We start from the raw sequence: 1362 nt of genomic DNA, 5'->3' as shown, positions 1-1362 counted from the left end.
GTATGCGTCTGGCCAAGTCACCTTGCCGCCAAGCGGGCGAGCGTGTAGCGGCGATGCGCTCAGGCTGTCGGCTTCCAGCGGTGCGGCAGCAGGTCTTCAATTCGGCTGGCCGGTTGAGTGGGCAGCCGCTCGAGCACATCCTTGAGGTATGCATAGGGCTCGTGCCCGTTGATACGTGCTGAGTGCAGCAGGCTCATGATCGCCGCGGCCCGCTTGCCCGCGCGCAGGCTGCCGGCGAACAGCCAGTTCGATCTGCTCAGCGCAATCGGCCTGATGTGGTTCTCCACCCAGTTGTTCGAGATCGGCACGTCGACGTCATCGAGGAAGTGCGTGAGCTCGCCCCAGCGCTTCAGGCTGTAATCGATAGCCTTGATCGTCGCGGAACCCGGCGGCACCAGTTGACGCTGCGCCACCAGCCAGCGGTGGAACACGGCAAGCACCCGCCGCGACTTGCGCTGCCGTATTCGTCTTCGCTCTTCGGCCGTCTTGCTTTCGATTTCGCGCTCGATGCGGAACAGGCTTTGATGGAAGCGCAGTGCCTGGCGCCCCACCTCACTACCGTGGTTGGCCCATAGTTCGTGGAACTTCCTCCTGGCGTGCGCCATGCACTGCGCCGAGGTCACGCCCTTGTCGAAGCAAGCTCGGTAGCCGCTGAACCCGTCGGTGACCAGGGTGCCCTTCCAGGCGATCGGGGTTTCCAGCCGCAGGAACTCTCGCACGTTCTCCCCGCTGCGGGTCTCGCTGAACTCGAACACCACCGCCTTCGTCGGGTTGCTGCTCGGGGTGCAGTAAGACCACATGTAGGCCCGGTGCGTCTTGCCGTTGCCTGGCTTGAGCATCGCCACCGGCGTCTCGTCGGCGTGCAGCACCGCGTGTCGCCGCAGTTCGTCGGCCAGCGCCTGCACCAGCGGTTGGAGCTGCGCGCCGCACTCGCCCACCCATGCGGCAAGCGTCGAGCGGGCGATGACGTGGCCGGCGCGCTCGAAGACCGCTTCCTGGCGGTACAGCGGCAAGTGGTCCAGGAACTTGGCGACCAGCACCTGGGCCAGCAGGCCCGCGGTGGGGATGCCCTTGTCGATCACATGCGCCGGCACCGGAGCTTGCACGAGCGTCTCGCAGTGGCGGCAGACCCACTTGCCGCGCACGTGGCGCTCCACCGTGAAGACGCCGGGCTGGTAGTCGAGCTTCTCGGCCACGTCTTCGCCCATGCGCTGCATCTGGCAGCCGCAACCGCATACGGTGGACTCAGGCTCGTGGTGCACGTCGCGCCGCGGCAGGTGCGGCGGCAGTGCCTGCCGCTTCGGCGTCTTCTTGCCAGTCCTGTCGCTGGCAGCATCACCGTCGACGCCCAGCCGCTTGATC

At 66.6% G+C, this 1362-nt stretch carries 1 protein-coding gene; it reads right to left on the bottom strand.

Translation table 11 applies throughout. From position 1 onward, the window contains the following. Nucleotides 1-59 precede the first annotated feature (59 nt). The coding region (gene tnpC, locus APY03_RS09690) for an IS66 family transposase (RefSeq protein WP_068676229.1) at nt 60-1362 on the bottom strand (1303 nt) is incomplete at its 5' end.

Origin of the sequence: Variovorax sp. WDL1, assembly GCF_001541225.1 — a bacterium.
Taxonomy (GTDB): Bacteria; Pseudomonadota; Gammaproteobacteria; order Burkholderiales; family Burkholderiaceae_C; genus Variovorax.
Note: the sequence above shows the minus strand (reverse complement) of the source record. Positions and strands in the feature narration are given on the sequence as shown.